20 protein-coding genes are annotated in these 21,833 nt (G+C 72.0%); 9 read left to right on the top strand and 11 right to left on the bottom strand.

Annotation, left to right across the window (positions count from 1 at the left end; genetic code table 11):
* Nucleotide 1 precedes the first annotated feature (1 nt).
* The 4 genes from RNC47_RS21005 to RNC47_RS20990 all read right to left on the bottom strand — a co-directional run bounded on the left by RNC47_RS21005 (nt 2) and on the right by RNC47_RS20990 (nt 2,154).
* Nucleotides 2–130 (bottom strand): hypothetical protein, encoded by a 129-nt coding sequence (locus RNC47_RS21005; RefSeq protein ID WP_311600995.1) that lies wholly within the window; start codon nt 128–130, stop codon nt 2–4.
* A 180-nt stretch (nt 131–310) separates the two neighbouring features.
* Entirely contained in the window at nt 311–1,114 is an 804-nt protein-coding gene (locus RNC47_RS21000; protein WP_311600994.1) for an SAM-dependent methyltransferase, read from the bottom strand.
* Between the two features lie 96 nt (nt 1,115–1,210).
* Entirely contained in the window at nt 1,211–1,642 is a 432-nt protein-coding gene (locus RNC47_RS20995) for an NUDIX hydrolase (RefSeq protein ID WP_311600993.1), read from the bottom strand.
* Nucleotides 1,639–2,154 (bottom strand): MarR family winged helix-turn-helix transcriptional regulator, encoded by a 516-nt coding sequence (locus RNC47_RS20990; protein ID WP_311600992.1) that lies wholly within the window; start codon nt 2,152–2,154, stop codon nt 1,639–1,641. The genes RNC47_RS20995 and RNC47_RS20990 overlap by 4 nt, the downstream gene beginning before the upstream one ends.
* A gap of 171 nt (nt 2,155–2,325) precedes the next feature.
* On the opposite strand from RNC47_RS20990, the gene RNC47_RS20985 reads away from it, so the two are divergent.
* Nucleotides 2,326–3,744 (top strand): MFS transporter, encoded by a 1,419-nt coding sequence (locus RNC47_RS20985; protein WP_311600990.1) that lies wholly within the window; start codon nt 2,326–2,328, stop codon nt 3,742–3,744.
* On the opposite strand, the gene RNC47_RS20980 is transcribed toward RNC47_RS20985, so the two are convergent.
* A complete protein-coding gene (locus RNC47_RS20980; protein WP_311600989.1) occupies nt 3,741–4,304 on the bottom strand; it encodes a 3'-5' exonuclease in 564 nt (187 codons plus the stop codon). The genes RNC47_RS20985 and RNC47_RS20980 overlap by 4 nt on opposite strands.
* A gap of 99 nt (nt 4,305–4,403) precedes the next feature.
* Between RNC47_RS20980 and dnaE the strand changes: the two genes are divergently transcribed.
* The 3 genes from dnaE (at nt 4,404) to RNC47_RS20965 (ending at nt 9,609) form a co-directional block, all read left to right on the top strand.
* Nucleotides 4,404–7,949: a DNA polymerase III subunit alpha gene (gene dnaE / locus RNC47_RS20975; RefSeq protein ID WP_311600988.1), complete on the top strand. Its 3,546-nt coding sequence runs from the start codon at nt 4,404–4,406 to the stop codon at nt 7,947–7,949.
* A 32-nt stretch (nt 7,950–7,981) separates the two neighbouring features.
* Nucleotides 7,982–8,569, top strand: a complete 588-nt coding sequence (locus RNC47_RS20970) for a TetR/AcrR family transcriptional regulator (protein WP_311600987.1) — start codon at nt 7,982–7,984, stop codon at nt 8,567–8,569.
* 125 nt (nt 8,570–8,694) lie between these two features.
* Nucleotides 8,695–9,609 carry an NAD-dependent epimerase/dehydratase family protein gene (locus RNC47_RS20965; RefSeq protein WP_311600986.1) on the top strand — a complete coding sequence of 305 codons (915 nt, stop codon included), beginning with the start codon at nt 8,695–8,697 and terminating at the stop codon, nt 9,607–9,609.
* A gap of 191 nt (nt 9,610–9,800) precedes the next feature.
* Here the strand turns inward: RNC47_RS20965 and RNC47_RS20960 are convergent, their stop codons facing one another.
* Both RNC47_RS20960 and RNC47_RS20955 read right to left on the bottom strand, forming a co-directional pair.
* A complete protein-coding gene (locus RNC47_RS20960; RefSeq protein WP_311600985.1) occupies nt 9,801–10,394 on the bottom strand; it encodes an NADAR family protein in 594 nt (197 codons plus the stop codon).
* A gap of 148 nt (nt 10,395–10,542) precedes the next feature.
* Nucleotides 10,543–11,283, bottom strand: coding sequence for a TetR/AcrR family transcriptional regulator (locus RNC47_RS20955; protein WP_311600984.1), 741 nt, complete (start codon nt 11,281–11,283; stop codon nt 10,543–10,545).
* Nucleotides 11,284–11,426: 143 nt separating this feature from the next.
* On the opposite strand from RNC47_RS20955, the gene RNC47_RS20950 reads away from it, so the two are divergent.
* Nucleotides 11,427–12,380: an NAD-dependent epimerase/dehydratase family protein gene (locus tag RNC47_RS20950; RefSeq protein ID WP_311600983.1), complete on the top strand. Its 954-nt coding sequence runs from the start codon at nt 11,427–11,429 to the stop codon at nt 12,378–12,380.
* Between the two features lie 26 nt (nt 12,381–12,406).
* On the opposite strand, the gene RNC47_RS20945 is transcribed toward RNC47_RS20950, so the two are convergent.
* From RNC47_RS20945 to RNC47_RS20935, 3 genes are all read right to left on the bottom strand, one after another.
* Nucleotides 12,407–12,988 (bottom strand): sugar O-acetyltransferase, encoded by a 582-nt coding sequence (locus tag RNC47_RS20945; RefSeq protein WP_311600982.1) that lies wholly within the window; start codon nt 12,986–12,988, stop codon nt 12,407–12,409.
* A 50-nt stretch (nt 12,989–13,038) separates the two neighbouring features.
* Nucleotides 13,039–15,429 (bottom strand): excinuclease ABC subunit UvrA, encoded by a 2,391-nt coding sequence (locus RNC47_RS20940; RefSeq protein WP_311600981.1) that lies wholly within the window; start codon nt 15,427–15,429, stop codon nt 13,039–13,041.
* A 183-nt stretch (nt 15,430–15,612) separates the two neighbouring features.
* Entirely contained in the window at nt 15,613–16,023 is a 411-nt protein-coding gene (locus RNC47_RS20935) for a VOC family protein (protein WP_311600980.1), read from the bottom strand.
* 151 nt (nt 16,024–16,174) lie between these two features.
* On the opposite strand from RNC47_RS20935, the gene RNC47_RS20930 reads away from it, so the two are divergent.
* Both RNC47_RS20930 and RNC47_RS20925 read left to right on the top strand, forming a co-directional pair.
* Nucleotides 16,175–16,549, top strand: coding sequence for a helix-turn-helix transcriptional regulator (locus RNC47_RS20930; RefSeq protein ID WP_311601009.1), 375 nt, complete (start codon nt 16,175–16,177; stop codon nt 16,547–16,549).
* 10 nt (nt 16,550–16,559) lie between these two features.
* Nucleotides 16,560–16,976 carry a VOC family protein gene (locus RNC47_RS20925; RefSeq protein WP_311600979.1) on the top strand — a complete coding sequence of 139 codons (417 nt, stop codon included), beginning with the start codon at nt 16,560–16,562 and terminating at the stop codon, nt 16,974–16,976.
* A 75-nt stretch (nt 16,977–17,051) separates the two neighbouring features.
* On the opposite strand, the gene RNC47_RS20920 is transcribed toward RNC47_RS20925, so the two are convergent.
* A complete protein-coding gene (locus RNC47_RS20920; protein ID WP_311600977.1) occupies nt 17,052–17,384 on the bottom strand; it encodes a glyoxalase superfamily protein in 333 nt (110 codons plus the stop codon).
* Between the two features lie 448 nt (nt 17,385–17,832).
* Between RNC47_RS20920 and RNC47_RS20915 the strand changes: the two genes are divergently transcribed.
* Both RNC47_RS20915 and RNC47_RS20910 read left to right on the top strand, forming a co-directional pair.
* A complete protein-coding gene (locus RNC47_RS20915) occupies nt 17,833–19,404 on the top strand; it encodes a GDSL-type esterase/lipase family protein (protein WP_311600976.1) in 1,572 nt (523 codons plus the stop codon).
* 232 nt (nt 19,405–19,636) lie between these two features.
* Nucleotides 19,637–21,619, top strand: coding sequence for a rhamnogalacturonan lyase (locus tag RNC47_RS20910; RefSeq protein WP_311600975.1), 1,983 nt, complete (start codon nt 19,637–19,639; stop codon nt 21,617–21,619).
* The last annotated feature ends 214 nt before the right edge of the window (nt 21,620–21,833 follow it).

Raw genomic sequence — 21,833 nt, 5'->3', positions numbered from 1 at the left:
TTCACGGCTTCCTGACCCGCTCGACGACGCTGGTGAAGCCCTCGGCGCCGTGACCGGCCCCGGCGGTGATCCCGTTGAGGAAGGCCGTCGGTCCCTCGGCGGCCAGAAGACGGCGAGCATCGCCTGGCACCAGACCATCGCCAGGCCGGGGTCCGCCCCCGGTAGTCGATCCGGCTCAGCGCGGAAAGCGCTTCCCGACGGGCGTTCAGAACGGCCTCGTCCCCGGCGTGGAAGGTGCAGGCGTCGGGCGTTACGATCGCGGGCGGCGGCACCATGATGCCGCCGGTCAGCAGCACCGTGCCCCGGCGTCCTAGGCGCGCTTGATCCCCACGGCGGCCCAGGCGGAGATCTTCTTGTCCAGCTCCGTCGACTCGCTCGCCAACGCCCGCCAGCGGTGCGGCACGGTGATGCCCGGCTCGACCAGTTCGAGCCCGTCGAAGAACCCGGCCACCTCCTCACGCGTCCTGACCTGGGCGGGGATGCCGCCGCGCCGGTAGATCTCCTCCACCTGCCGCAGCGCCGGGGCGTCGAAGTCCGGCGTGACGTGGCTCAGCAGCAGCGCGGAACCGGCGGGCAGCGCGTCGAGCAGCCGGCGCACGATGGCGTGGGCGCCCTGCTCGTCCGTCACGAAGTGCAGCAGCGCGAGCAGCGAGAGCGCGACCGGCTTCGTCAGGTCGATGGTCTCAGCCAGTTGGGGCGACCGGAGGATGTCGTCGAGGTCGGTGATCAGGTCGGCGTGGATGTAGGTGGTGCGGCCCTCGGGCGTGCTGCGCATCAGGGACTCGGCGTGCGTGAGGACCAGCGGGTCCTTGTCGACGTACACGATCCGGCACTCGGGCGCGGCCTCCTGGGCCACCTGGTGCAGGTTGGGCTCGGTGGGTATGCCGGTGCCGATGTCGAGGAACTGGCGGATCCCCGCCTCCTCGACGAGGAGGCGGACCGCCCGCTGCATGAAGGCCCGGTTGGCCCGTGCCGCGTCGCGCACCCCCGGCCACCAGTCGAGGACCTTCTCGGCGGCCTCCCGGTCGACCTGGTAGTTGTCCTTGCCCCCGAGGTAGTAGTCGTACATCCGCGCCGAGTGCGGCACGTTGAAGGGGTCGGTGGGGGTGCTCATCTCTCTCCCGGGGTGACGCGGAACCTGTGCGCAGGCTATCTCCCGCGGTTCACGGTCCGTCAGGCGACCGCCTCCGCCCGGGCCGTGGCAAGGCTCCTACCAGCCGTGCACGGACGCCGGTTCGCCCCGCAGGTAGTGGCCGATGCCCAGCGCGTTGTAGCGGACGACGGTGCCGGGCAGGCGGCGCGGGTCGTGCCAGAACAGGCCCGCGCACTTGTGCGGTTCGGCGTTGTGCAGGGCGCCGGCCCAGCGGTTGGTGGCGAAGAAGAAGCCGACGCGCGCGGAACCCTCGGGGGATCGGTAGTGCATGGTGTGCACGATCCGTAGCGCGGCCGGGTCGACGTCGACGCCGACCTCCTCGCGTGCCTCGCGGACCGCAGCCCGCACCACGCTCTCGCCGTGTTCGACCTTGCCGCTGGGCAGGTTGAGCCGGCCGTCCGCGTAGCCGGTGTTGGCCCGTTCGGCGAGCAGCACCTGCCCGGCGCGCTCGAAGATGATCAGGGCGTCGACGTAGGCGCGTTGGGTCATCGTGCCCGCCCCTCGTCCTCCGCGGCGGGCGTCTCGCGCAGCAGTGTGGCCTCGGTCATGGCGTCGTCCCGGGTGGCGGCCACGAAGGTGAGCACGGCGCGGAGTTGGCGCTCGTCGAAGCGTGAGAGCAGCTCGGTGGCCCGGCGGCCCATGCCGTCGTAGTGGGCGGCGGGGAGGGTCCTTCCCCGCTCGGTGACGCGCACCAGGGCGCGGCGGCGGTCGTTGGGGTCGGCGGCACGCTCGACGTAGCCGGCCGCCTCGAGACGGTCGATCATGCGGGTGACGGCGCCCGTGGTGCGGGCGAGCCGGGTGGCCAGCGCGCCGGCGCCGAGTGGCCCGTCGGCCTTGGCGAGCGCGTGGAGGCACTGCAGGTCGGTGGTGGAGACGCCGAGGCGCCCGGCCACCAGCTCGTTGAGCTGGACCGTCGCGGTCGCCATGTCCGGCATCAGGTAGAGGATCTCGTCGATCAGCCGGGCGGCCGCGGAGTCGGGGGCGGGCTCGGGCTCGGGCACGGGTTTGACGCCTTTCACTCGGAGATTTATCTTACTCATTCAGATAATGAGCGATGCAGTAACTGCGCCGCTCAGTCACATCTCACGCATCGCGCATCCCATCACCCCACCACCGGCCGAGAGGAGCCGCGGGTGTCGTCCCTGCCGCCCGGAAGAACCCGAACGCTGGCCTTGACCGCCATCCTGCTCGCAGCGTTCATCGACCTGATCGACGTCACGATCCTCACCGTCACCCTTCCCTCCATCCAGGCCGACCTCGGTGCCTCTCCCGCGCAGCTCCAGTGGATGCTGAGCGCCTACACGCTGGCGCTCGGCGCCGGGCTGATCAGCGGGGCCAGGCTCGGCGACATCGCCGGCCACCGGCGGGTCTTCGTCGCGGGCGTGCTCGGCTTCACCGCCGCCTCGGCGCTGTGCGCGCTGGCCCTGAATCCTGGCATGTTGATCGCCAGCCGGGTGGCCCAGGGCCTGTTCGCGGCGGCCATGGTCCCGCAGGTGCTGGCCCAGATCCAGCTGCTCTACGCGCCACACGAACGAGGCGGCCCGATGGCCGGGTTCGCCTCGCTCACCGGCCTGGCCGCCACCCTCGGGCCGATCCTCGGGCCGGCGCTCACGGAGGCCGACCTGGCCGGCACCGGCTGGCGGCTGGTCTTCTGGGTCAACGTGCCGCTTGGTCTCGCCACCGCCTACGCCTCGATCCGCCTGCTGCCGGAGAGCCGCGCCGAGGCTCCGCCGCGGCTCGACATCCCGGGGGTGCTGGTCTCGACCGCGGGGCTGCTCCTGCTGCTCTACCCGCTGATCGCCGCGTCCGACGGCGGGCGCTGGCCGGGTTGGGCCACCGGCTGCCTGCTGGCGGGCGGGGCCGTGCTGGTGGCGTTCGTCCTGCGGCAGCGCCGGGCCGAGCGTGCCGGAGGCTCGCCGCTGGTCGCCGTGTCGCTGTTCCGCCACCGCTCGCTCGCCGGCGGGCTGCTCGTCCAACTCCTCTTCTCCGTGCCCGTGATGGGCTTCTTCATGGTGATGATGCAGTTCCTCCAGGTCGGCGTCGGCATGGCGCCGCTGGAGGCCGGTCTCACGCTGGTGCCCTGGTCGATCTCGGTGGCCGTGCTGGCCGCGCTCGGCGCCGCCGTGCTGCTGCCCAGGATCGGCCGGCTCACCGTGCGGGCGGGTCTCGTGGTGCTCGCGCTCGCGCTGCTGCTGATGGCCCGGACAGCGGCCGGCGCGACCCCGGACACCGGCTTCCTCGACCTGCTGCCGAGCGTGGCGCTCGGCGGCGCCGGCATGGGTCTGGTGGTCGCGCCCATCATCCAGCTGACGCTGACCGACGTGCCGCCCGAGCACGCCGGTTCGGGATCGGCGCTCTTCAACACCGTCACCCAGCTCGCCGCCGCGGTCGGGGTCGCCGTGATGGGCACGTTCTTCTTCGCCAGGACGCAGGGCCTCGCGCCGGACGTCACGACCGTCGGCGACGCCTTCCACGACACGCTCCTGCTCGCCGCCGCGCTGCTCGCCGTGGCACTCGCGGCCACGACGCTGCTCCCCCGCCACGCGGCGCGCGCGCCGGAGGCGGTGCCGACCGGCGCGGCGACGGGCTAACTGGCAGGCCAGGCGCCCCTGCCCACCAGGTCGAGGACGAGCGCGGCGATGTTCCAGGCGTCGTCCTCGCCCCGGTGGTGCCGGCCTTCCAGCGGCAGCCCGGCGATCTCCAGGGCGCGGTCCATGCCGGGGCGCTTGCGCAGGCCGTAGCCCTCGGTGAAGGCCAGCTTCGCGTTGGTGTGGCGGCGGCCGAACGGATAGGGGACGCCGGTCGCCTGGCACTGGCGGGTGAACTGCCTGCGGTCGTAGTCGCCCCAGCTCGCCCACGGGCGCGGCCCCGCCCGGTGTTCCACCGCCAGCAGCCGGCACGCCTCGGCGAAGGACACACCCCGGTCCACCTCGGCCTGGGTGAGGCCCGTCAGCTCGGTGCAGAAGGCGCTGACCCTCGACCTGGCCGGCCGCACCACGACCCGGTGCCGGTCGAGCCGCTCACCGGCCGCCAGGTCCACCACCGTGAGGCCGATCTCGATGATCTCGCTGACCTGGCCGGGTGGCGGCTGGCCGGTCCAACACGTCGCCTCGACGTCCACCACGTTCAGCAACTCGCCGGTCGCTCCCATGCCGTCGACCCTACGGAGCCGGCCGCCCGTCGGCACCCCCTTTCCGGTTTGAACGTACGTCCTGAACGCTCGTTCAAAACTCGGGTAGGGTGTGCCCCCATGGGCAACGCGAACGACCGGGGCTTCACCCATCTGCACGTCCACACCCAGTACTCGCTGCTGGACGGCGCGGCCCGGCTGGGGGACCTGTTCGCCGCATGCCGGGCACACGGCATGACGCACCTGGCCGTGACGGACCACGGGAACCTGCACGGGGCGTACGACTTCTTCCAGCAGGCGACGGGTGCCGGGGTGACGCCGATCATCGGGATCGAGGCGTATGTGGCGCCGGAGTCGCGGCGGCACAAGCGGCGGGTGCAGTGGGGACAGCCGCACCAGAAGAAGGACGACGTCTCCGGTTCCGGTGGTTACACGCACAAGACGATCTGGGCCGTCGACAAGACCGGCCTGCACAACCTCTTCAAGCTGTCCTCGGACGCCTACGCGGAGGGCTTCTTCGTCAAGTGGCCCCGGATGGACAAGGAGACGATCGCCGGACACGCCGCCGGTCTCGCCGCCTCGACGGGCTGCCCGTCCGGCGAGGTGCAGACCAGGCTCCGCCTCGGCCAGCCCGAGGAGGCGCTCAGGGCCGCCGCCGACTACCGGGACATCTTCGGGGCCGACAACTACTTCCTGGAGTTGATGGACCACGGTCTCGACATCGAGACCCGGGTCCGGGACGGGCTGCTGGAGATCGGGAGGAAGCTCGGCATCCCGCCGATCGTCACCAACGACTCGCACTACACCCACGCCGCCGAGGCGAGCGCGCACGACGCCCTGCTCTGCATCCAGACCGGCAAGAACCTCTCCGACCCGGACCGCTTCCGGTTCGACGGCACGGGCTACTACCTGAAGTCGCCCGAGGAGATGTACGCCATCGACTCCTCGGACGCCTGGCAGCAGGGCTGCGCCAACACCATGCTCCTCGCCCGACGGGTCGACACCACGGGCTGGTTCGAGAAGCGCGACCTGATGCCGCGGTTCGACGTGCCCGAGGGGCACACCGAGGTCTCCTGGTTCCGCGAGGAGGTCGCGCGCGGCATGGCCCGCCGCTACCCGGGCGGGGTCACCGAACGCCACCGCCGCCAGGCCGAGTACGAGATGGACGTCATCATCCAGATGGGGTTCCCCGGCTACTTCCTCGTGGTCGCGGACTTCATCATGTGGGCCAAGTCGCAGGGCATCGCGGTGGGTCCAGGGCGCGGCTCGGCGGCCGGTTCGCTGGTCTCCTACGCGATGGGCATCACCGACCTCGACCCCCTCGACCACGGGCTGATCTTCGAGCGGTTCCTCAACCCCGAGCGCGTCTCCATGCCGGACGTCGACATCGACTTCGACGAGCGCAGGCGCGGCGAGGTCATCCGGTACGTCACCGAGAAGTACGGCGCCGACAAGGTCTGCCTGATCGGCACCTACGGCACCATCAAGGCCAAGAACGCCATCAAGGACGCCACCCGGGTCCTCGGCTACCCGTACGCGATGGGCGACCGCGTCACCAAGGCCATGCCGGCGGACGTCGGCGGCAAGGGCATCCCGCTCTCCGGCATCACCGACAGGGACCACCCGCGCTACGCCGAGGCGGCCGAGGTCAGGTCGATGTACGAGAACGAGCCGGACGTCAGGAAGGTCATCGACACCGCGCGGGGTGTGGAGGGCCTGGTCCGGCAGATGGGAGTGCACGCGGCCGGCGTGATCATGTCCAGCGAGCCCGTCACCGACCACATCCCGGTCTGGGTCAGGCACACCGACCGGGTCACCATCACCCAGTGGGACTACCCCACCTGTGAGGCGCTCGGCCTGCTGAAGATGGACTTCCTCGGCCTGCGCAACCTCACGATCATGGACGACGCGCTGGCGCTGATCGAGCGCGCCGGCGGCGACCGGCTCGACCTGCTCGCGCTGCCGCTGGACGACCGCGCCACCTTCGAACTCCTGGGGCGCGGCGACACGTTGGGCGTCTTCCAGTTCGACGGCAGCGCGATGCGGTCGCTGCTGCGCATGATGAAGCCGAACCACTTCGAGGACATCACGGCGGTCACCGCCCTGTACCGTCCGGGCCCGATGGGCATGAACAGCCACATCAACTACGCCCTCCGCAAGAACGGCCAGCAGGAGATCACCCCGATCCACCCGGAGTTGGCGGATCCGCTGCGCGACGTCCTGGACGTCACCTACGGCCTGGTGGTCTACCAGGAGCAGGTGCAGAAGGCGGCCCAGGTGCTCGCCGGCTACTCGCTCGGACAGGCCGACCTGCTCCGCCGCGCCATGGGCAAGAAGAAACCCGAGGTGCTGGCGAAGGAGTTCGTCACCTTCCAGCGCGGGGCGCGGGACCGGGGCTACTCGGACGAGGCGATCCAGGCCGTGTGGGACACCCTGGTGCCGTTCGCCGGCTACGCCTACAACAAGGCGCACGCCGCCGCCTACGCCCTGGTCTCCTACTGGACGGCCTACCTCAAGGCCAACCATCCGGCCGAGTACATGGCGGGCGTCCTGACGTCCGTCAAGGACGACAAGGACAAGATGGCCGTCTACCTCAACGAGTGCCGCCGGATGGGCATCAGGGTGCTGCCGCCGGACGTCAACGAGTCGGACGCCGACTTCACGCCCAGCGGAGCCGACCGGATCCGCTTCGGCCTGACGGCCGTCCGCAACGTGGGCCGGAACGTGGTGGACTCGATCATCCGCACCCGCGACTCGAGGGGGAAGTACGCCGACTTCACCGACTACCTCGACAAGGCCGAGGTCGTGGTCTGCACCAAGCGGGCCACCGAGTCGCTGATCAAGGCGGGCGCCTTCGACCAGCTCGGCCACACCCGGCGAGGTCTCGCCGAGCGGTTCGAGCCGCTGATCGACGCGGCGGTCGCGGTCAAACGGCGGGAGGCCGAGGGGCAGTTCGACCTGTTCGGCGGCGCCGGCGCGGCGTCCTCCGACTCCTCGCCGGTGCTCGGCCCGCCGGTCGACTTCGCGGAGGCGGAGTGGCCCAAGCCCCGACTCCTGGCGCAGGAGCGGGAGATGTTGGGTCTGTATGTGTCGGACCACCCGTTGTTCGGGATCGAGCACATCCTGGACGAGAAGGCGGACGCGGCGATCTCGGCGCTCAACGGCGGCGACTACCCGGACGGGGCCGTGGTCACCATCGGTGGCATCATCTCCGGGCTCCAACGGAAGATGACCAAACAGGGCAACCCCTGGGCCATCGCCACCGTCGAGGACCTCGGCGGCTCCCTCGACTGCATGTTCTTCCCCGCCACCTACCAGCTCGTCTCCACCCAACTCGTCGAGGACGCCGTCGTCTTCGTCAAGGGACGCCTCGACAAACGCGAGGACGTCCCCCGCCTCGTCGCCATGGAACTCCAGGTACCAGACCTGAGCCACGCCGGCTCCGACGCCCCGGTCCGGCTCGAGATCGCGGAGTCCGCGATCACCCCGGCCTCGGTACGGCGCCTGAAGGAGGCCGTGTCGGCCCACCCCGGCCCGACGGAGGTCCATCTCCACGTCCGGGGTCTGGAGAAGACGACGGTGCTCAGGCTCGGTCCGCGCGTCGCGGCCGGTCCGGGACTGTGGGCGGACCTCAAGGCGGCGGCGGCCGTACGACGGCTCGTCTGAACGGTCGTTCAAGCCCGCGATAGGGTGCCCGCATGGGACACCGTGAGCGGTTGATGGCCGGCGCCAGGCGCCTCCTGGCGGAACGCGGCTACGCCCGCATCACCTCGCGCGACCTCGCCGCGGCCGCCGAGGCCCCGCTCGGCACCATCAACTACCACTACGGCTCGAAGGAGGCCCTGCTCAACGCCGCCCTGCTCGAAGCGCTGCACGAGTGGGGCGACCGCACGGTGCCGCGGTCCGAGCCGGCGGCCGAAGGGGACGACGCCGAACGGCTCGACCGGATGTGGTCGGACATCATCGAGTCGGTCACCACGCACCGACCGATGCTGGTCGCCGCCGTGGAGGCCTACGCCCAGGCCGAGCGCTCCGAGGACATCCGCCGGCAGATCGCCGAGGCCCTGGAGCGGTCCCGTCCCCGGATGGCGGAGGAACTGCACGGCGTCGGCACCGAGGCGGACGGCGAAGAGCGGGAGGCGCGGGCCATCGGCTCGGTCCACATGGCCCTGACCATCGGCCTCATCCACCAGTGGCTGGTCGACCCCGACCGCGCCCCGAGCGCCGCCGACCTGGCCCTCGGCCTGCGGGCCATCGCCCGCCGCCTGGAGACCGCGGACGACTGAGCCGCCCGCGGTCTCTAGGCGGCGCGCCCTCCCCGGCATCGCATTTACTTGCATACGCCTGCTATCACGATGGAGAATAGTCGGCGTACGCAAGGATGCCTCTCGCCGCACAGGAGCGAACCCTCATGAAGGTGCTGGTCACCGGCGCGACCGGATACATCGGCGGCTCGGTCGCCGTGCGTCTCGTCGCCGCCGGCCACACGGTCGTCGGCCTCACCCGCGACCCCGCAAAGGCCGACGCGCTCGACCGGCTGGGCATCGCCCCGGTCGTGGGGACGCTCGACGACGCCACCCTCCTCACCGCACAGGCCGGCGCGGCGGACGCCGTGGTCAACGCGGCCGACAGCGACCACCGGGGCGCGGTCGAGGCGCTGATCGCCGGCCTGGCCGGCTCCGGCAAGCCACTGCTCCACACCAGCGGCTCCAGCATCGTCGGAACCGACTCACGCGGCGAGCCGTCGGACACGGTCTTCGCCGAGGAGATCATGGCTCCCGGCTCGACCTGGCGTCCCGCCCCCGACAAGGCGGCCCGCGTCGCCATCGACCGCCTCGTCCTGGCGGCAGCCGATGCCGGCGTCCGCTCCACGGTGCTGTGCAACACACTGATCTACGGCCACGGGCTCGGCCCGGCGCGCGACAGCGTCCAGATCCCGGCCCTGGTCCGCCAGGCCCGCGCCAGCGGCGTCGCCCGCCATGTCGGCCGCGGCCTGAACATCTGGTCGAACGTCCACATCGCGGACGTCGCCGACCTCTACCTCCGCGCCCTCACCAAGTCCCCCGCCGGCTCCTTCCACTTCGTGGAGAACGGCGAGGAGTCCTTCGCCGCGATCACCGCCGCCATCGCCGAGCGGCTGGGCGTCGCGGGTCCCGAGCCGTGGGACGTCGAGGCCGCCATCGACGCCTGGGGCTACGAGCCCGCCGTCTACGCCCTCGGCTCCAACAGCCGGGTCCGCGCCTCCCGCGCCCGCCGGGAGTTGGGCTGGTCCCCGCGCCACGGGTCGGTCACCGCGTGGATCGGGGACGAGCTCATGACGGGCTGACCGGGGTCACGCTCCGCTCGACCGCCGCCGCGACGAACCGTTCGCGACGTGTCGGGCCGCCGGCTACGCCGCGCCCTTCTCACCTGGCTGAGGACGACAGTGCGGATTCGTGCACACAGCCGAAGTCAGGCAGGCGGACCTGACAGCGCGAGGCTCCGACACCTCAACACCCCCACGTCCCGGCGGCGGTGTCAGTCCCCCCGGGCCGCGGCCAGCCTGGCCCTCGCCTCCATGAGGGCGAAGCCGAGCAGGTTCGTGCCGGGCCAGCACGCCGGGTGCTCCGCCCGGTCGTCGTCCGCCGCCAGGCCGATGCCCCATATCCGGTCCAGCGGACTCGCCTCGACCAGCACCCGGTCGCGCGTCCCCAGCAGGTAGGCGCGCAGGGCCGGGTCCTGGCCGAACTTCGCCACGTTCCCCCGGACCACGAGCTCGAAGCGGGCCGCCGCCCAGCGCCGCTCGTCGAAGCCGCGCACCCGCCGCCCCAGCTTCTGGGCCTCGGCCGGATGCCGGGCCGCGAGGATCCGCTCCACCGAGCGCGCGTCGTCGAAGAGCCGTGCCTTGCCGGCCATCATCCAGTGCTCGGCGGTGGCGTACTCCTGCCCGTCCACGACGAAGGGCGAGGGGCACCACTGGCTGAACACCCCCGGCCCCACCGAGCCGTCCGCCTCCGGCGGCCGATGCCGCCAGAACATCAGCCACCTCACCCGCGCCCCCGAGCCGACCAGCGCCGCCAACTCCTCGCGGCTCCGCGCCTCGACCGGGCTCCTCCCCCGCTCCGTGTCCATGCCCCCGATGCTCCCAGCCACCACTGACAGCCGGCCAGGGGATTACCGCCGCGCCGCCCTGCCTGCCGGCCCACTCACCGGCCGCGCCGGCGTTCGCCGCGCTCCCCGCCGTGCGCTGGCAGCTGCCCGAGCTGAGCCAGGACCGTTGTCAGGTCTCCACCGGTGGGCCGGCGGGGTCGGGCGCGTCGAGGCCGGCCAGGTCGGCCATGACCCGCACCTGGTGGTCGAAGTACTCGTGGCGGGCGTCGATCATGCCGTCGAGCCGGCCGAAGCACTCGAATGTGACCAGGCCGAAGAGCTGCGTCCACAGGGTCAGCGCCATGGCGAGCACCCCGTCCGGCGGCACGGGCAGTTCGGGGGGCTCGGTGGGCCAGTAGCCCATCAGCCGCCGTACGTCCTCCCGCATCGCGGGCGGCAGCGGCCGCTCGGGCACGGCCTGGCGGCCGCCGCCGGACGCGCTGGCGAACAGGATGCCGGTGAGCGTGAGCAGGATCCGAGCGGCGGGTCCCACCGTCTCCCGCGGCGCGACGTAACCGGGCACCGGACTGCCGTAGATCAGGGCGTACTCGGCCGGATGCGCGAGCGCCCAGGTGCGCACGGCGTGGCAGAGGGCGAACCAGCGGTCGGCCTGGCCCGCTGTCGGCGAGGCGGCGACAGCGGCGTCCACCGCGTCGGCCAACGCCTCGTACGCCTCGGTGATCAGGGCGCTGAGCAGGGCGTCCCGGCTGTCGAAGTAGCGGTAGAGCGCCGACGGCACCAGCCCGGTGTCGCGGGCCACGGCGCGCAGGGAGAGATTGGCCCCCTCGGAGGCCAGATGCCGACGGGCGACCGCCAGGATCTCCTCGGTGATCTCGGCACGCACGCGTTCGCGGAGTGTTCTTCCTGGCATGACACCGGATTATGGCACGCGAGGAGAACGGGGGAGCGATTCGAGAACACTGTTCTTGCGCGGCAGGGTTCCCGTGTGTACGGTTACCCCCACACAGAGAACACCGTTCTCGAAACAGAACGGCGTACCAGGAGGTCAACGTCATGCCCCAGCACGTGATCGTCGGAGCCGGCCCGGTCGGCACGGCCACCGCCCTTCTTCTCGCCGAACGCGGCGAGCGGGTGCGCCTGTTGACGCGGCGTGGCACGGGCCCCGAGCACCCGGCGATCGAGCGGGTCGTCGCGGACGCCACCGACGCCGCCCGGCTCGCGGAGCTCGCCGAGGGGGCGACGGCCCTCTACAACTGCGCCGCCCCGCCCTACCACCGCTGGGCCGAGGAGTGGCCGCCGCTGGCCGCCGCCGTGCTGGGTGCCGCCGAGTCCAGCGGCGCCGTGCTGGCCACCGCCTCGAACCTCTACGGGTACGGCCCGGTGGACGGCGCCATCACGGAGACGGCCCCGCTGCGCGCGACGGGCGTCAAGGGCCGCGTCAGGGCCCGCCTGTGGCAGGAGGCGCTGGCCGCGCACGAGGCCGGGCGGGTCCGGGCCACCGAGGTCCGCGGCGCCGACTACCTGGGCGCCGGCACCCTCACCATGCTGACCGCCGCCGTGCTCCCCGCGGCCCTGGCCGGCCGCCGGGCCCGCGTCCCCGCCGACCTCGACGCCCCGCACAGCTGGACCTATGTCGGCGACGTCGCCCGCACGCTGGTCGCGGCCGCCGAGGACGAGCGCGCCTGGGGCCGCCCCTGGCACGTGCCGAGCGCCCCGCCGCGTTCCATCCGCCAACTCACCTCGCTCGCCTGCGACATCGCCGGCGCCCCCGCCCCCCGGCTGGCCACCATGCCGCGCCCGGTGCTGTGGCTCGGCGGCCTGTTCGACCCCCTGGTCCGCGAACTGCGCGAGACCCAGTACCAGTTCAGGGCGCCCTTCGTCCTCGACTCCACCGCCGCGACCGAGACCTTCGGCCTCACCCCGACCCCGATCGAGGACTCCCTGGCCGAGACCGTCCGGGCCCTGCCGGGCTCCGGCACGGGCTCGGCCGCGCCGGACCGTCCCTGAGCGGGGCGGCTCAGGAACCGCGTTCGTCAGAGCTCGCGGACCGGGCGGGCGGGGTTGCCGACCGCGACGACGTTGGCCGGGACGTCCTTGGTGACCACCGCGCCGGCGCCGATCACGGAGTTGTCGCCGATGGTCACGCCGGCGAGCACGATCGCCCCGCCGCCGAGCCAGACGTTGTCGCCGATGGTGATGGGGCGCGCGGCCTCCAGCTTGTCGCGGCGCGGCTCGGGCTCCAAGGGGTGGGTCGGGGTGAGCAGTTGGACGTTGGGGCCGATCTGGCAGTCCGCCCCGACGGTGATCCGGGCGACGTCCAGCGCGGTCAGGTTGTAGTTGACGAAGGTGCGGGCCCCGATGGTGATGTTGCTGCCGTAGTCGACGTACAGCGGGGGCCGCACCTCCGCGCCCTCGCCGAGCGAGCCGAGCAGCTCGACGAGGAGGGCGCGGGCGGAGTCCGGGTCCTCGACGCAGGCGGCCTGGTAGCGGGCCGCGAGCCGCATGGCGTGCCGCAGCCGCCTGCCGATCTCCGGGTCGTCGGCGACGTAGAGGTCACCCGCGAGCATCCGCTCCAGGTTCGTGCGCGGATCGCCCGCGAAGTACTCCTTGACCATGTGTACGATCGTACGCCCCGGGGGCCCGCTCGCCGCCGCCCGCCCGGTCGTCAGGCACCGACATAGGCCGCCAGGTGCTGGCCGGTGAGGGTGGAACGGGCGGCGACGAGGTCGGCGGGCGTGCCCTCGAAGACGATCCGGCCGCCGTCGTGGCCGGCGCCCGGGCCGAGGTCGATGATCCAGTCGGCGTGCGCCATGACCGCCTGGTGGTGCTCGATCACGATGACGGACTTGCCGGAGTCCACGAGCCGGTCGAGCAGGCCGAGCAGTTGCTCGACGTCGGCCAGGTGAAGGCCGGTGGTCGGCTCGTCCAGGAGGTAGACGCCGCCCTTCTCCGCCATGTGGGTGGCCAGCTTGAGCCGCTGCCGCTCGCCGCCGGAGAGCGTGGTGAGCGGCTGGCCGAGCGTGAGGTAGCCGAGCCCGACGTCGACGAGCCGGCCGAGCACGGCGTGCGCGGCCGGGGTGCGCGCCTCGCCGGCGCCGAAGAACTCCTCGGCCTCGGCCACCGACATGGCGAGCACCTCGCTGATGTCCCGGCCGCCGAGGTGGTGTTCGAGCACCGCGGCCTGGAACCGCTTGCCCTCGCACTCCTCGCAGGGGGTGGCGACGCCGGCCATCATCGCCAGGTCGGTGTAGACGACCCCGGCGCCGTTGCAGTTGGGGCAGGCGCCCTCGGAGTTGGCGCTGAACAGCGCCGGCTTGACGCCGTTGGCCTTCGCGAAGGCCTTGCGGATCGGGTCGAGCAGCCCGGTGTAGGTCGCCGGGTTGCTCCGCCGCGAGCCGCGGATCGGGGCCTGGTCGATCGCCACCACGCCCGCCCCTGGGCGCCCGGCCAGCGATCCGTGGAGCAGCGAGCTCTTGCCCGAGCCGGCGACGCCGGTGACGACGGTGAGCACCCCGAGCGGGATGTCCACGTCGACGTCGCGCAGGTTGTTCGTGGCGGCGCCACGGATCGGCAGCGTGCCGGTCGGCCGGCGCACCGTCTCCTTGACGGCGGCCCGGTCGTCGAGGTGCCGGCCGGTGATGGTGTCGCCGGCCCGCAGCCCCTCGACGGTGCCCTCGAAGCACACGGTGCCGCCGGCCGCGCCGGCGCCCGGGCCGAGGTCGACGACGTGGTCGGCGATGGCGATGACCTCGGGCTTGTGCTCCACCACCAGCACCGTGTTGCCCTTGTCCCGCAGCCGCAGCAGCAGGTCGTTCATCCGCTGGATGTCGTGCGGGTGCAGGCCGATGGTCGGCTCGTCGAAGACGTAGGTCACGTCGGTCAGCGAGGAACCCAGGTGCCGGACCATCTTGACGCGCTGCGCCTCACCGCCGGAGAGCGTGCCGGAGGAGCGGTTCAGCGACAGGTAGCCGAGGCCGATCTCCACGAACGAGTCCAGGGTCCTGCCCAGCGCGGTGAGCAGCGGCGCGACGTTGGGCTCGTCGAGGCCGCGGACCCACTCGGCCAGGTCGCTGATCTGCAGGGCGCACGCGTCGGCGATGCTGATCCCCTCGATCTTCGACGACCGGGCCGCCTCGCTGAGCCGGGTGCCGCCGCACTCGGGGCACTCGGTGAAGGTGACCGCCCGGTCCACGAAGGCCCGGATGTGCGGCTGCATCGCCTCCCTGTCCTTGGACAGGAACGACTTCTGGATCTTGGGGATCAGCCCCTCGTAGGTGAGGTTGACGCCCTCGACCTTCACCTTGGTCGGCTCCCGGTAGAGGAAGTCCGCCATCTCCCGCTCGGTGAACTCGCGGATCGGCTTGTTCGGGTCGACGAAGCCGGACTCCGCGTAGACCCGCACGGTGAAGAAGCTGTCCGACTTCCAGCCGGGGATGGTGAACGCGCCCTCGGCGAGCGACTTGGAGTCGTCGTAGAGCTGGGTGAGGTCGATGTCGGACACGGCGCCGCGCCCCTCGCAGCGCGGGCACATGCCGCCGGTGCGGGAGTAGGTCGCCTTCACGGCCTTCTTGGCGCCGCGCTCGACCGTGATCGCGCCGCTCGCCCGGACCGAGGCGGTGTTGAAGGAGTACGCGCTGGGCGGCCCGATGTGCGGCTGCCCGAGCCGGCTGAAGAGGACCCGCAGCATCGCGTTGGCGTCGGTGACGGTGCCGACCGTGGAACGGGGGTCGGCGCCCAGCCGCTGCTGGTCGACGACGATGGCGGTGGTCAGACCGTCGAGCACGTCGACCTCGGGCCGGGCCAGGGTCGGCATGAAGCCCTGGACGAAGGCGCTGTAGGTCTCGTTGATCAGCCGCTGCGACTCGCCGGCGATGGTGCCGAAGACCAGGGAGCTCTTGCCGGAGCCCGAGACGCCGGTGAACACCGTGAGCCGGCGCTTCGGGATCTCGATGCTGACGTCCTTGAGGTTGTTCTGGCGCGCGCCGTGCACGCGGATCAGATCGTGGCTGTCGGCGGCGTGCGGCGCGGGCGCGTCCTTCCCCGTGGCCTTGCTCATCGTGTTCTCCATGGGTGTCGGGATCCGGCTCGGGGATCCGGGTCGTGCGAGGGCCGCCCTCGCGGTCGTGGGCTCGGCGTCGCCTGGCTGAATCCGACCGGCGTCGAGCAGTATGTCTGATTTACCTTCGTCGGCACGACGGTGGTCGCGGTCGGCGGACCACGGCCACCGTCGCCCGGTCGTTCAGCGGACCTCGTTGAAACGGATCATGTTGCCCGCGGGGTCGCGGAAGGCACAGTCGCGGAACCCGTACGGCTGGTCGGTCGGCTCCTGCACGACGTCGGCGCCGCTGTCCCGCACCCGCGCGAAGGTGGCGTCCAGGTCGGTGGTGGCCAGGGTGACGCGGCCGTAGCTGCCCTTGGCCATCATCTCGACGATGGTGCGCCGCTCCTCCTCGGTGATGCCGGGGTCCATGGCCGGCGGCTCGAGGACGATCGCGGTACCGGCCTGACCGGCGGGGCCGACGGTGATCCACCGCATCGTGCCGCTGCCGACGTCGTTGCGGACCTCGAAGCCGAGGGTGTCGCGGTAGAAGGCCAGGGACGCCTCGGGGTCGTCGTGCGGGAGGAAGGTCCAGTGAATGGTTATGTCCATGGCTCGAACACTAGGTACACGCCTCTGACCGGCGCTTCTTCATTCCTGATCGGTTCCGGCCGCCCATCGGGGGAGCCCACCGTGGCAGACTGACCGGGTGAGACGGCAGGACCTCGACGACCTCCGCCGGCTGCGGCGGGCCCGCGACCGGATGGACCGCGACTACGCCCAGCCGCTGGACGTCCCGGCGCTGGCGCGCGAGGCCCTGATGTCGACCGGCCACTTCGCCCGCAGCTTCCGCGCCGCCTACGGCGAGACGCCCTACAGCTACCTGATGACCCGCCGCGTCGAGCGGGCCAAGGCGCTGCTGCGGCGCGGCGACCTCTCGGTGACCGAGGTCTGCTTCGCGGTCGGCTGTACGTCGCTCGGCTCCTTCAGCACGCGCTTCACCCAGCTGGTCGGCGAGAGCCCGAGCGCCTACCGGGCCCGGGACCATGATCACGGCGCGGCCATTCCGGCGTGCATCGCCAAGATCCACACGCGACCGGTCAGAAACGGAGAAGCGAGCGCCGCCCCCCAGCCGTAGCGTGATCACTATGAACATCAGCCTTTCCCAATGCTTCATCGCCGTCGACGACCACGACAAGGCGATCGCCTTCTACCGCGACGTGCTCGGCCTGGAGGTCCGCAACGACGTCGGCTTCGAGGGCATGCGCTGGGTGACCGTCGGGGCGCCCTCCCAGCCGGACGTGAACATCGTGCTGGAACCGCCGGCCGCCGACCCGAACACCTCGCCGGCCGACAAGCAGGCCATGGCGGAGCTGATGGCCAAGGGCCTGCTGCGCGGCGTCATCTTCTCCACGGACGACTGCGACGCCCTCTTCGAACGCGTCAGCGCCTCGGGCGCGGAGGTACTGCAGGAGCCCACGGACCAGCCCTACGGCGTCCGCGACTGCTCCTTCCGCGACCCGGCGGGCAACATGCTGCGCTTCAACCAGCCACTGAAGAAGTGAGCCGCGCCGGGCCCGGGCACCGGCCCGGGCCCGCGCCACGGGCGACGGCCTGAGCCGCGCCGGCCGGGCGACCGCTCAACCGCTCGGCGTGCCGATCCGCAGCCGGTTCCCGTCGGGGTCGCGCAGCTCCACCTCGCGGCCCCACGGCGCCTCCCGCGGCCGAACCCCGAACTCCGCCGCGACCTCGTCCAGATCGCGCACCCGCAGATAGACCAGGGTGTCGGGCCGCGCGTCCCCCTCGTGCTCGGAGAGGAAGAGCCGCACCGCTCCGCGCGCGACCTCCGTGAACACGGGCAGGCCGGGCTCGAAGCGGTGCTCCCACTGCTGGACGAAGCCGAGCCGCGCGTACCAGGCGACCGCCGCCGCGGCGTCCCTCACGCGCAGGATCGGGATGATCTCCTCTGTCATCCGGCGATCGTCCCACCGCCCACTGACAGCCGCCGGCGCACGGGCGCCCACCGCACAACGGGTCGGGTCCACCGTGACCGTCGCGGGGTTCGCCCGCTCAGGCCGGGCGGCTCGTTCGCCGCATCGTCGCCGTCCACGATCACCACGCGTCGCGTGGGGCGCCGCCGAGGTCAGCGCCAGCGCCCCCGCACGAGCCTGCCACCGACCACGCCCGCGCCGCCAGCCGGGTGACGGGCCCAACTCATCACACCCGCACACCCCTTGACTCCCGCCGAGCCCGCCGGGACACTCTGGGCGCACCATCAGCAAGCGCTTGCCGCCGGGCGCGCGCCATCCCGATGAACCGCTTCACGAGCCGCGCGCCACACCCCGCTTATGAATCGATTCACCCCGGGATCCGCCCTGCCCGTCGGCAAGCCCGTGCCACCAACCACACAGGAGTGAACGGATGGACGGAACAGCCGCCACGCCCCCCACGGGCCACCGCAGACGGACGGTCCTGCGGGCCGCGCTCGCCGGCGCGGCCACGGCCGGCGCCGCCGGCCTCGCGCTGCCCGGGACCGCCCGCGCCGCCGACGCGGCGGGCGCCGCTACCGGCGCCGGGACCGGGCCCACGATCTACATCGCCAGCGACTCGACCGCCCAGACCTACGACCCCTACTACGCGCCCCAGGCCGGCTGGGGCGAGGTGCTCGGGCAGTTCTTCTCGGACGCCGTCACCGTCGCCAACCATGCCATCGGCGGGCGGAGTTCGCGGAGCTTCATCGCCGAGGGCCGGCTTCAGGCGATCCTGGACGTCATCCAGCCGGGCGACTACCTGTTCGTGCAGTTCGGCCACAACGACGCGACGATCAGCCGGCCCGAGCGGTACACGCCGCCAGCCGACTACAAGGAGTTCCTGCGCAACGACTACATCGGCGGCGCCCGGGCCCGCGGCGCCGTCCCGGTGGTGGTCACGCCCGTCTCGCGCCGTGACTTCAACCGCGCCACCGGGAAGTTCAACGTCTCCTTCCCCGAGTACGTGGCGAAGGCCGTCGAGGTGGCCTCCGAGGAGGGCGTGCCGCTGGTCGACCTCTCCGCCTCGAGCCGCGCCTACCTGGACGAGGTCGGCATCGAGGAGGCCAGGTCGGTCTTCCTGCACGTGCCGCCCGGCGTCTACCCCAACCGCCCGTTCGGCACCATCGACGAGACCCACTTCCAGCACTACGGCGCCGTCCGGATCGCCCGGCTGATCGCGCTCGACGTGGCCCGGCTCGGCGTCCCGCTGGCGCGCCACGTCCGGAACACCGCGCCCCCGCGCCACCGCCCCGACCGGCCGACCGCCGCGCCCGTCGCGGCCCTGGTCTCGCACGAGGGCGCCAGGCTCACCTGGGACGAGGTGCCGGGCGCGGAGCTCTACCGGATCCAGCGACGGCGGCGCGACGTGCCGGACGACGAGTACACCCTCGCCACCACCTCGCCCATCCCGCTGGCCGACATCGGCGGCCTGGCCGAGGACACCGCCTACGACCTGCGGGTGATCGCGGTCAACGGCCGCGGCCAGTCCGCCCCCTCGCCCAGGCTGCGGCTCACCACCCGCGTCGCCGACCTGCGGTACGACTTCGGCCCGGCCGACAGCCCGGTCGCCGAGGGCTTCGTCGGGGTGAGCCCGGAGACCCTGTACACGCCGGAGCGCGGCTACGGCTTCACCGACGCCACCGGCCTCATCACCCGGGACCGCGGCCCCGGCACCGACGACCTCGGGCGCGACTTCGTGGCCTACTTCGACGGGCGCTACGAGTTCAGGACCGACACGCCGAACGGCACCTACGCGGTGACCGCCCACGTCGGCGACGCCGCCGGCTCCTCCCGCTCCGGCTTCGTCCTGGAGGGCGGCGACCGCGGGCAGGTGATCGGTTCGCCGAACGCCATCACCCGGCAGACCTTCACGCTGGTCGACGTCCGGGACGGCCAGCTGAGCGTCACCGTCTACGGCCAGACCGGCCACCTCAACGGCCTGGTGATCACCAGGGTGGGCTGACCGCTCCCCTTCCCCGACGGCGGCCGGGACGCACCGGCCCGCCGTCCGTCAACAAACATCAACGTTCCAACAGGCTCACACAAGTCTTGACGGAACCGATCAGCGATTGCGAGACTCGCCCGCAATGAGAGCGCTTTCCATCGCTCGAATGAATCGATTCATCCCGAAACGCCCCGCCCCGGGCCCGAGCGCAGAACGCACCGCCACCCTCCGACGAGCAAAGGAGCACCGGATGGGCACCAGAGCCGCCGCCCCCGTCCCGCGAGCTCGGCGCGCGCCCCGCCTCGGCACGCTGCTGACCGCGGCGCTCGCCGCCCTCGCCACGGCCGCGGCCGGCCTCTCGGCCCCGGCGGCGGCCGCCTCGGACGCCGACCGGCCGCACCGCCCGGCGCGCCAGATGGAGAACCTGGACCGCGCCCCGGTGGCCGTGGCGACCGAGGACGGCGTCTTCGTCGGCTGGCGGATGCTGGGTCTGGACCCGGAGTCCGTCGCCTTCCACGTCTACCGGGACGGCGAGCGGATCACCCGTCGCCCGATCACCGGCGCGACCAGCCTCACCGACCCGCGCGGCACCGAGGACTCCGTCTACCAGGTGGCGGTGCTCCGCGGCGGCCGGGTCGCCGAGCGCACCGAGCGGTTCGGGGTGTGGGAGCAGCAGTACCGGGAGATCCCGGTGAACCGCCCGCCGGACGGCGTGACCCCGACCGGCGCCACCTACTCCTACCGCCTCAACGACGCGAGCATCGGCGATCTCGACGGCGACGGCCGCTACGAGATCGTGCAGAAGTGGGAGCCGAGCAACGCGCAGGACAACTCGCGTTCCGGCTACACGGGGAACGTCTACCTGGACGCCTACACGCTGGACGGCGAGCAGTTGTGGCGCATCGACCTCGGCCCCAACATCAGGGCCGGCGCGCACTACACCCAGTTGATGGTCTACGACCTCGACGGCGACGGCCGCTCCGAGGTGGCGGTGAAGACGGCCGACGGCACGGTGGACGGCACCGGCTCGGTCATCGGTGACCCGACCGCCGACCACCGCAACGCCTCCGGCTACGTGCTGGCCGGGCCCGAGTACCTGGCGGTGTTCGACGGCGCGACCGGGGCCGCGCTGGACACGGTGGAGTACACGCCGCCGCGCGGCGACACCTGCTCCTGGGGCGACTGCTACGGGAACCGGGTGGACCGGTTCCTGGCGGGCGTCGCCTATCTGGACGGCGAGCACCCGTCGGTGGTGTTCGCGCGCGGCTACTACACGCGCACGGTGCTGGCCGCCTACGACTTCGACGGCGGGAGCCTGGAGCACCGCTGGACCTTCGACTCGGCCCAGGCGGGTCGTGAGTACGAGGGGCAGGGCAACCACAACCTCTCGGTGGCCGACGTGGACGGGGACGCCAGGGACGAGATCGTCTACGGCTCGATGACGATCGACGACGACGGCTCCCCGCTGTACAACACCCGGCTCGGGCACGGGGACGCGCTGCACGTCGGCGACTTCGCGCCGGACCGGCCGGGGCTCGAGGTGTTCGCGCCGCACGAGTCCATGTCGGCCTCGGGCAACCGGGGCGCGACGTTCAGGGACGCGGCCACCGGCGAGATCATCCACGAGCTGCCGGGCACCAGGGACACCGGCCGCGGCGCCGTGGGCGACATCGACCCGAGGCACGAGGGCGCCGAGAGCTGGGCGGTCACCGCGACCGGCGCGTGGAACTCACGCGAGGGTCAACTCCGGGGCGCCGACGGCACGTTGATCGGCACGGACATTCCCTCGGCCAACTTCATGATCTGGTGGGACGGCGATCCGCTGCGCGAGATCCTCGACCATGACTTCGTGGAGGGTGTGGATCCGGCCGGTCGGCCCTATGTCGCCGAGTGGGACTGGGAGTCGGGCGAGCAGCGCGTGGTCTTCCAGCCGGACGGCGTCTACTCCAACAACTACACCAAGGGCACCCCGGTACTTCAGGCGGACCTGTACGGCGACTGGCGCGAGGAGGTCGTCTACCGCGCCCAGGACGACTCCGCGCTGCGGGTCTACACGACGACCGAGGAGACGGAGCTGCGGTTGCGGACGCTGATGCACGACCCGCAGTACCGGCTCGCGGTGGCCTGGCAGAACGTGGCGTACAACCAGCCGCCGCATCCGAGCTACTTCATCGGGGAGGGGATGGCTGATCGGCAACCGCGGCCGAACATCCGCTACACGGCCCGGCACTGAATGTCCAGACTCAACTGAATAGCCTTTCCGATCGGCCGGTTCTCTTCCCTCACGAGGGCGGAGCCGGCCGGTCGGAATGGCCGACCGCTATTCCGATGGATCTCGTAGTTGTCCAGCAGTCGATCCATGTTTCGCCGGGTCACGACGACGTTTCTGAAAAGTTATCCGCGATCCGGTTGCCGGGTGGGGACCCGCAGGTATTGTAACGATTCAC

It is taken from the genome of Streptomyces millisiae, assembly GCF_031845425.1.
Classification (GTDB): domain Bacteria; phylum Actinomycetota; class Actinomycetes; order Streptomycetales; family Streptomycetaceae; genus Streptomyces; species Streptomyces millisiae.
The sequence above is the reverse complement of the archived record's forward strand: the minus strand, read 5'-3'. Positions and strand labels throughout refer to the sequence as shown.

Excerpts from the sequence above, each read along its gene's own strand:
- RNC47_RS20935 (WP_311600980.1), bottom strand. The coding sequence starts at position 16,023 with ATGGACATAACCATTCACTGGACCTTCCTCCCGCACGACGACCCCGAG.
- RNC47_RS21000 (WP_311600994.1), bottom strand. The coding sequence starts at position 1,114 with ATGAGCACCCCCACCGACCCCTTCAACGTGCCGCACTCGGCGCGGATG.
- RNC47_RS20940 (WP_311600981.1), bottom strand. The coding sequence starts at position 15,429 with ATGAGCAAGGCCACGGGGAAGGACGCGCCCGCGCCGCACGCCGCCGAC.
- RNC47_RS20960 (WP_311600985.1), bottom strand. The coding sequence starts at position 10,394 with ATGGACACGGAGCGGGGGAGGAGCCCGGTCGAGGCGCGGAGCCGCGAG.
- RNC47_RS20950 (WP_311600983.1), top strand. The coding sequence starts at position 11,427 with ATGCCCCAGCACGTGATCGTCGGAGCCGGCCCGGTCGGCACGGCCACC.
- RNC47_RS20955 (WP_311600984.1), bottom strand. The coding sequence starts at position 11,283 with ATGCCAGGAAGAACACTCCGCGAACGCGTGCGTGCCGAGATCACCGAG.
- RNC47_RS20980 (WP_311600989.1), bottom strand. The coding sequence starts at position 4,304 with ATGGGAGCGACCGGCGAGTTGCTGAACGTGGTGGACGTCGAGGCGACG.
- RNC47_RS20970 (WP_311600987.1), top strand. The coding sequence starts at position 7,982 with ATGGGACACCGTGAGCGGTTGATGGCCGGCGCCAGGCGCCTCCTGGCG.
- RNC47_RS20915 (WP_311600976.1), top strand. The coding sequence starts at position 17,833 with ATGGACGGAACAGCCGCCACGCCCCCCACGGGCCACCGCAGACGGACG.
- dnaE (WP_311600988.1), top strand. The coding sequence starts at position 4,404 with ATGGGCAACGCGAACGACCGGGGCTTCACCCATCTGCACGTCCACACC.
- RNC47_RS20945 (WP_311600982.1), bottom strand. The coding sequence starts at position 12,988 with ATGGTCAAGGAGTACTTCGCGGGCGATCCGCGCACGAACCTGGAGCGG.
- RNC47_RS20925 (WP_311600979.1), top strand. The coding sequence starts at position 16,560 with ATGAACATCAGCCTTTCCCAATGCTTCATCGCCGTCGACGACCACGAC.
- RNC47_RS20930 (WP_311601009.1), top strand. The coding sequence starts at position 16,175 with ATGGACCGCGACTACGCCCAGCCGCTGGACGTCCCGGCGCTGGCGCGC.
- RNC47_RS20920 (WP_311600977.1), bottom strand. The coding sequence starts at position 17,384 with ATGACAGAGGAGATCATCCCGATCCTGCGCGTGAGGGACGCCGCGGCG.
- RNC47_RS20995 (WP_311600993.1), bottom strand. The coding sequence starts at position 1,642 with ATGACCCAACGCGCCTACGTCGACGCCCTGATCATCTTCGAGCGCGCC.
- RNC47_RS20910 (WP_311600975.1), top strand. The coding sequence starts at position 19,637 with ATGGGCACCAGAGCCGCCGCCCCCGTCCCGCGAGCTCGGCGCGCGCCC.
- RNC47_RS20965 (WP_311600986.1), top strand. The coding sequence starts at position 8,695 with ATGAAGGTGCTGGTCACCGGCGCGACCGGATACATCGGCGGCTCGGTC.